The organism is Microvirga makkahensis, from assembly GCF_009830105.1.
Taxonomy (GTDB): domain Bacteria; phylum Pseudomonadota; class Alphaproteobacteria; order Rhizobiales; family Beijerinckiaceae; genus Microvirga; species Microvirga makkahensis.
Window position 1 is genome coordinate 1 of the sequence record NZ_WURB01000057.1, and the last position, 6,531, is coordinate 6,531.

The window sequence follows — 6,531 nt, forward strand, 5'->3', positions numbered from 1 at the left end:
CACAGCCGCCGAGACCCCGACCGGGAGCCGCTTGGGCAAAGCGTGAAAGACGAGGCCGGTGACGAAAGCGCCAGGAAGCCAGCCAAGAAGGAAGCCGACCGTCGGTCCGGCGAAGACGCCAAGGCCGCCGCGGCCGCCGGCCAGAATCGGGGCCCCGAGCGCAACCACGAAGATGACGAGCAGAACGGCTGCCGCCCCCTGACGGGGCCCCAGGAGAACGCCCGCCAGCATGACGCCGAGGGTCTGCGCCGTGATGGGAACGCCGCCGGCGAAAGGCAGGTCGAATTTCGGCAACAGGCCGAGGGCCGCGATGATGGCGGCGAACAGGGCGATGCGAACGAGGCTACGGGTAGTCATGCTTGCCTTCCTGTTTCCCTCTCGAGGGGGTGGATGGATCGAAGCCTCTGGCCTCGAGGGCCTCGGCAATCCGGTCGGCCATTCGCATAGCATCCCCCACGAAGGGTGCAAGCAGGCGGAGGGCGACCGGCCGTCCCGTCCTGGCGTGCCATGCGTCCTCCCTCTGGCTCCACGTCTCCAGCAGGACGGGAACGAACCGCAGGAGAAGGGCGACGGCCAAAGCGGGAGCCCGAGGATTGACACCCAGATGCGCCAGGGGCTTGAACACGGGGGCAACGGCCGACATCAGGTCCTGCATCGTCGTGGTCAGAGTCACGAGATTCGCCGCTGCCACCATGAGAAGGATGCGCAGGACCGACGCGGCGGCGCCGCTCCACGATTCCATCCATGCCTGGATCAGGCCAATCACGAGCAGGAACGGGAGCAGAGGCTTCAGAAGGCCGAGTCTGCTGAGGATATCCCGCCCGAGGCTTGCATAGACCAGCAGCAGGGCGCCGAGCCCGAGAGCGAGCCAGCGCCAGTCCGTCATGGGAAGAACGGCGAGGCTCAGGAGCGCAATCGCAACCAGCTTGAGCCCTGCGGGCGCGCGATGCAGCCATGTGGCGCGGGAGACATAGCTCGAAATCATGAGATCACCTCCGGCTGCGCGCGCGCAGCCGCGTCGTAGGCTGTCAGAACGTCCTCCGGTGGGCCGTCCGCCCGGATGCGTCCTCCTTCGAGCCAGAGGATCCGGTCGAAACGGGCAAGAAAATTGAGGTCGTGGCTCGCCATGATCAGTGGCTGGGGCAAGGCGGCGAGTTGTTTCGCGAATGCAAGCCGCGTGCGCAGGTCCAGGCTCGCGAAGGGCTCGTCGAGAAGGATCAAATCGGGTTGAAGGGCAATGACGGAGATGAGGCAGACGAGCTGCTTCTGCCCTTCCGACAATTCATGAACACCGCGTTCCAGCCAATCGCTCCTTCCATAGCGGGAAAGCCAGGAGCGGGCTTCGCGCTGCGCCTCCTGACGCGTCAATCCCCGTTCCTCGAACCCGAACGCGATCTCCTCGCCGACGGTCGGAAAGATGATCTGCCGGTCCGGATCCTGGAAGAGAAACCCGACGCGGGATGGAATCTTCTTTCGGTCGGTCTTCGTATTCAGGCCCACCGTGGTCACGGTCCCGCCGGTGGGTTGCGCCAGGCCGTGAACCAGGCGGAGCAGGGAACTCTTCCCCGATCCGTTCGAGCCGATCAGTCCCACCCGCCGCTCGCTCAGAGCAAGCGAAAGATCGGGGATCACGCTGCGATCTCCGTACGAGAAACTGACCCGGTCGAAAATGACATGAGGCGCGGTCACGAAATGACGAGTCCTTCGGCGTTGGCGATCGTTCGGTCAAAAGGGTCTCGGACGGCATCACACAAGAACCCGATCCCGGAGGTCCGGAAACAAAGTCCGGGCTTGCTTCATGGCTTGCGTCATGGGCAACTCACGGGACGAGGAACGGGATTTCCTTCGATGAGGCACGCACTTATCCAAAACCTTACCATCTCCCTCGATGGACGGAGCGGAGATATGCGCTAGAGTGGCGCCGAACCGTATTGCAGCGGTTTTGCCTCATGAGGGAAACGATGTCCATGAAACTGACCCGTCGCGATTTGGCCAAGCTCGGACTTGGCGTAGGCGCTGCCGCCGCTCTGGGGCGCAACGCCTTTGCGCAGGCGCCGGCCTTCTTCCGTATCGGGACCGGCGGCACTGCAGGAACCTATTACCCTATCGGTGGCCTGATTGCGAACGCCGTTTCGAACCCGCCGCAGCTCGTCCTGACGGCCCAGGCGTCCAACGGCTCAGTGGCCAACATCAATTCCATCGCATCGGGCGCCCTCGAGTCCGGCTTCAGCCAAGCCGACGTGGCTTATTGGGCCTATACGGGAACGGGCCTGTTCGAAGGCAAGCCCAAAATGGAGGATCTGCGCCTCATCGCCAACCTCTATCCGGAGAGCATCCATCTCGTCGCTGCCAAGTCCGCCAACATCAAATCCGTATCTGACCTAAAGGGCAAACGCGTTTCGCTCGACGAACCGGGCTCCGGAACGCTTGTCGACGCCCGGATCATCCTGAGCGGCTGGGGCATCAAGGAAAGCGACGTGAAGGCGGACTTCCTGAAGCCGAACCAGGCTGCCGAGCGCATGCGCGACGGCGGACTCGACGCCTTCTTCTTCGTCGGCGGCTATCCGACGAGCGCGATCACGGAGCTCGCGGCGACCGGTGGCGGCATCGATATCGTGCCTCTGGCCGGACCTGAGGCGGATGCCATCCGCAAGCAGTACAGCTTCTTTGCCGCCGACGAGATCCCGGCCGGGACCTACAAGGATGTCGGCGCCGTGAAGACGCTTGCCGTCGGCGCACAGTGGGTCACCTCCGCAAAGGTGCCGGACGCGGTCGTCTACCAGGTCACGAAGGGCCTTTGGGGCGACAAGGCCCGCGCCGCTCTGGACGCCGGCCACGCCAAAGGCAAGATGATCCGCAAGGAGAATGCGCTTGCGGGTGCCGGTATTCCGGTTCATGCCGGCGCCGAGCGCTTCTACAAGGAGGCTGGCCTGCTCAAGGGCTGACCCGAGAAGCCTTCCATATCCGCCTCCCGCGCCTCACGACGCGGGAGGCATCGTGTTTTGAAGCACTTGCCTGCGATATCCGGTTCAGTCGAGATGCAGGCAAATGCGCAGAGTTCGTTCTGAAGAGCGGCGGCGCAAGGGTGCGCAGGCCGCCTGACCATGAGAACCGCCATGTCCACGCCCGACACGTCCGCCCTGATCGAGAACCGCAGCCTTGAGGAAAAATTCGATCCCGAGATGCGCTTCCGTCCCCTCCTGCCGGGAACGGCTTGGCTCGTCGCGGGCCTGCTGATCGCGCTCTCGCTCTTCCACTATTACACGGCAGGCTTCGGCCTGCTGCGCGAGGCCACGCATCGCGGCATTCACATGGCGTTCGTGCTCGGCCTGATCTTCCTCGTGTTCACGGCCTTCAAGGCCGATCAGGACCGGGTCGCCCCGTCGAGCCTGTGGCGGCCGGGCGGCATTTCTCTCATCGACTGGGCTTGCGCCGTCGCGGTTGCGGTTGCGAGCCTTTACGTTCCGTGGATCTTCACCGAGCTGGCATTCCGCGTCGGCAATCCGACGCCGACGGACGTCGCCATGGGGACGATTCTCATCGTTCTTTTGCTCGAGGCGACGCGGCGTTCCGTCGGGTGGCCGCTACCCGTCATCTCCATCGGCGTGATGCTCTATGCCTATTTCGGCCCCTCCATGCCGGGCATCCTGCAGCATCCCGGCGCCTCTTGGCCGAACATCGTCAACCATCTCTACCTCACGAGCCAGGGCATCTACGGCATCGCGCTCGGCGTCGTGGCGACCTATGTCTTTCATTACGTGCTGTTCGGTGTGCTCGCGACACGCGTCGGGCTGGGCAAGCTCTTCATCGATCTCGCCACGTGCCTGGCCGGACGCTATGCCGGCGGCCCTGCGAAGGTGTCGATCTTCGGGTCGGCCCTCTTCGGCATGATCTCGGGCTCGTCCATCGCCAACACGGTGACGGTCGGCTCCCTCACGATCCCCGCCATGATCCGCGTCGGCTACAAGCGCCATTTCGCGGCGGCCGTCGAATCCGCAGCCTCCACCGGCGGCCAGATCACCCCGCCGATCATGGGCGCGGCCGCCTTCCTCATGGTCGAGTTCCTGAACGTCTCGTATCAGACCGTCATTCTCGCGGCCCTCGTCCCCGCCTGCATGCATTTCTTCGGCGTCTTCATGCAGGTGCATTTGGAGGCGAAGCGCGCCGGCCTACGCGGCTTGCCGTCGGAGGAGCTTCCGAACGCCGCCAAGGTGATCCGCGAGGGTTGGCAGACGATCATGCCGCTGGCCGTTCTTCTGATGGTGCTGTTTTCCGGCTTCACGCCCTATCTGGCCGCCTTCTGGGGCATTACGGCGTGCATCGTGGTGGGCGTCAGCCGCATTCCCGTGGTGACGCTGGGCTTCCTCGCTGCCGTCGCTGGCGCCATTGCGGCCGGTCTTCTCACCCAGACCATCTTCGTGCTGCCGCTTCTGCTGCTGGTCATGGGGCTGATGATCTATACCTATGTGACGAGCGAAGCCGGCAAGGCGAAGGTGCTCGAACTCATCGACGCTTTCGTGGTTGGCGCGAAATACGCCATCAGCGTGGGTGCCGCTGCAGCCACCGTAGGCATCATCGTCGGCATCGTCACGCTCACCGGCGTCGGATTCAAGATCTCCTTCATCGTGACGTCGTTCGCCGCGCAGATGGCGCAGACCATGAGCGAGTTCCTTCCCGTATGGCTCATGGACGTGAACAGCATGACGCTGTTCTTCACGCTGCTGATGACGGCCATCGTGTGCATTCTGCTCGGCTGTGGTGTGCCCACGACCGCGAACTACATCATCATGGTGACGGTGGCGGCTCCCGCTCTGGGCCTGCTCGGTGTGACCCCCATCGTGGCGCATTTCTTCGTGTTCTATTACGGGGTGCTCGCCGATATTACGCCTCCCGTGGCTCTGGCAGCCTATGCGGGCGCGAGCATGGCGGGCGCCGATCCGTTCAAGACCGGAAACACCGCGTTCCGGCTCGGCCTCGGCAAGGCTCTCGTGCCCTTCGTCTTCGTCTACGGCCCAGCCATGCTGCTGGTGACGCCGGATTTCACCTGGACGAGCTTCTTTCTGGTGACCGCAGGCGCCATCGTCGGCATCCTGTTCCTGTCCATGGCATTCGCCGGCTATGCCTTGGCGGAGATGCGGGCATGGGAGCGCTGGCTCATCGGCATCGCGTCCCTGCCGATCATCGCGCCGGATCTCAAGACCACTCTGATTGGTCTCGCCATCGCCAGCCCGGTCGTCGTGTCCCAGCTCCTCAAGATGCGCGCTCAGGTCGCTCCTAGGCCAGCCTGAGCGCAGGTTCAGGATCCAATCCGTCCATCGCCTGTTGTCCCTGCAGGGCCTCGCTCGAAGAGTCCTGCAGGGGCACGCGATGGAGTTCGTATCCGCCTTTCAGATCATCCCGTCGGACAGTGAACGCCCCGGCGCTTTCGTCATTTTTCCCTATGACCGCGACCTCGTGCGCCGGTTCCGCGAGACATTCCCTCGGGCGCGCTGGCGCGGAGAAGAGCTGGGCTGGTTCGTTCCGGGAACCACGGCCGCGCAGAGGCTCGATACCTGGATGGCGCAGGAACTCGAAACCCTGGACCGTCACGCGGATGCCAAAGGGCGGGATGCCTATCTCTTCGAGCCGTTGGAAAGCTCCTACCTCACGATTGGGGACGACCTGAGTATCCGGACGCCGTATTCGCGCACGATCGTTGAAACCCTGCGCTCCATCCCCTGGGCTCGCTGGAGCCCGGATGAAAAGGTCTGGCGCGTTCCCTTCCGGTCCTATGAGGAACTGCGGTCGAAGTGGCCCGTGATCGAGGAGGCGGCCCGGCGCAGCGAACCGGGCGAACGGAAAAAGCGGCGCGAAGAGCAGAGGCAGCATGGCGCTTCGCCCGTGAGCCCAATCCAGACGGAGCGTCGCCGCAGGCGCTACCCGGTTCCCGGAGACGATCTCCCGCCTGTCGAGACGCCCCTCATGACGCTCTCCTGGGGTGTCGTGGTGTTCGAGGAAATCGACCACCATGCGATCGAGGAGGTGCCGGACAACCGCATCTATCCTCACGTGAATGAGGAGCCGGGGCGTTATGTCTGGGCGCATTGGAGGATGCCGAGCTTGCAGGAGGTTTACCGGACACGGCCTGCCCGCGAAGCTGAGGAGTATTCCTTGCGCGAGACCAGGGGCTGGTGGCTGCCCAGCCGGGACGAGCTTCAGGAGAGGGCGCGCAAGCTGCGAGAGCTGGAGCGTGCGCAGCGCGCGCGCCACGCGGCCCAGAAGGACTCGGTCGGCCCAGGGGGCTAGGGCAGGAGAATGAAAAATCCGGGCGCGAGGCCCGGATCGTCAAGCGTGGACGGTTCCCCGATCAGAACGGAATATCGTCGTCGAAATCGCTGCGGTGGGAGCCTGCATTCGCCGGCTCAGGCCTGCGCTCCATGGGGGATGAGCGGCCGAACTCGCCGCCGCGGCTGATCTGGCCCGGCTCCTCGTCGCCGTACTCCGACGCCCCGCCGCCCGAGCGGCCGTCCAGGATCGTCAGCTCGCCGCGGA

6 protein-coding genes and 1 pseudogene are annotated in these 6,531 nt (G+C 64.4%); 3 read left to right on the top strand and 4 right to left on the bottom strand.

Annotation, left to right across the window (positions count from 1 at the left end; all coding sequences use genetic code 11):
* From GR328_RS26190 to GR328_RS26200, 3 genes are all read right to left on the bottom strand, one after another.
* A partial coding sequence (locus GR328_RS26190) for a biotin transporter BioY (protein ID WP_205790341.1) occupies positions 1 to 357 on the bottom strand: 357 nt, incomplete at its 3' end.
* A complete protein-coding gene (locus GR328_RS26195; protein ID WP_160888584.1) occupies positions 344 to 985 on the bottom strand; it encodes an energy-coupling factor transporter transmembrane component T family protein in 642 nt (213 codons plus the stop codon). The genes GR328_RS26195 and GR328_RS26190, both read right to left, overlap by 14 nt.
* Positions 982 to 1,689, bottom strand: a complete 708-nt coding sequence (locus GR328_RS26200; protein WP_160888585.1) for an ATP-binding cassette domain-containing protein — start codon at positions 1,687 to 1,689, stop codon at positions 982 to 984. Before GR328_RS26200 ends, GR328_RS26195 begins: the two co-directional genes overlap by 4 nt.
* Before the next feature lie 278 nt (positions 1,690 to 1,967).
* Between GR328_RS26200 and GR328_RS26205 the strand changes: the two genes are divergently transcribed.
* The 3 genes from GR328_RS26205 to GR328_RS26215 all read left to right on the top strand — a co-directional run bounded on the left by GR328_RS26205 (position 1,968) and on the right by GR328_RS26215 (position 6,285).
* On the top strand, positions 1,968 to 2,945 hold the full coding sequence (locus tag GR328_RS26205) for a TAXI family TRAP transporter solute-binding subunit (RefSeq protein ID WP_205790343.1): 978 nt from the start codon (positions 1,968 to 1,970) through the stop codon (positions 2,943 to 2,945).
* 171 nt (positions 2,946 to 3,116) lie between these two features.
* Positions 3,117 to 5,288, top strand: a complete 2,172-nt coding sequence (locus GR328_RS26210; protein ID WP_160888587.1) for a TRAP transporter permease — start codon at positions 3,117 to 3,119, stop codon at positions 5,286 to 5,288.
* 79 nt (positions 5,289 to 5,367) lie between these two features.
* Complete coding sequence (locus tag GR328_RS26215; RefSeq protein ID WP_160888588.1) at positions 5,368 to 6,285, top strand: hypothetical protein; 918 nt, start codon at positions 5,368 to 5,370, stop codon at positions 6,283 to 6,285.
* A 61-nt stretch (positions 6,286 to 6,346) separates the two neighbouring features.
* Here the strand turns inward: GR328_RS26215 and GR328_RS26220 are convergent.
* Positions 6,347 to 6,531 (bottom strand): annotated as a pseudogene (locus GR328_RS26220) (single-stranded DNA-binding protein); the annotation flags it as partial.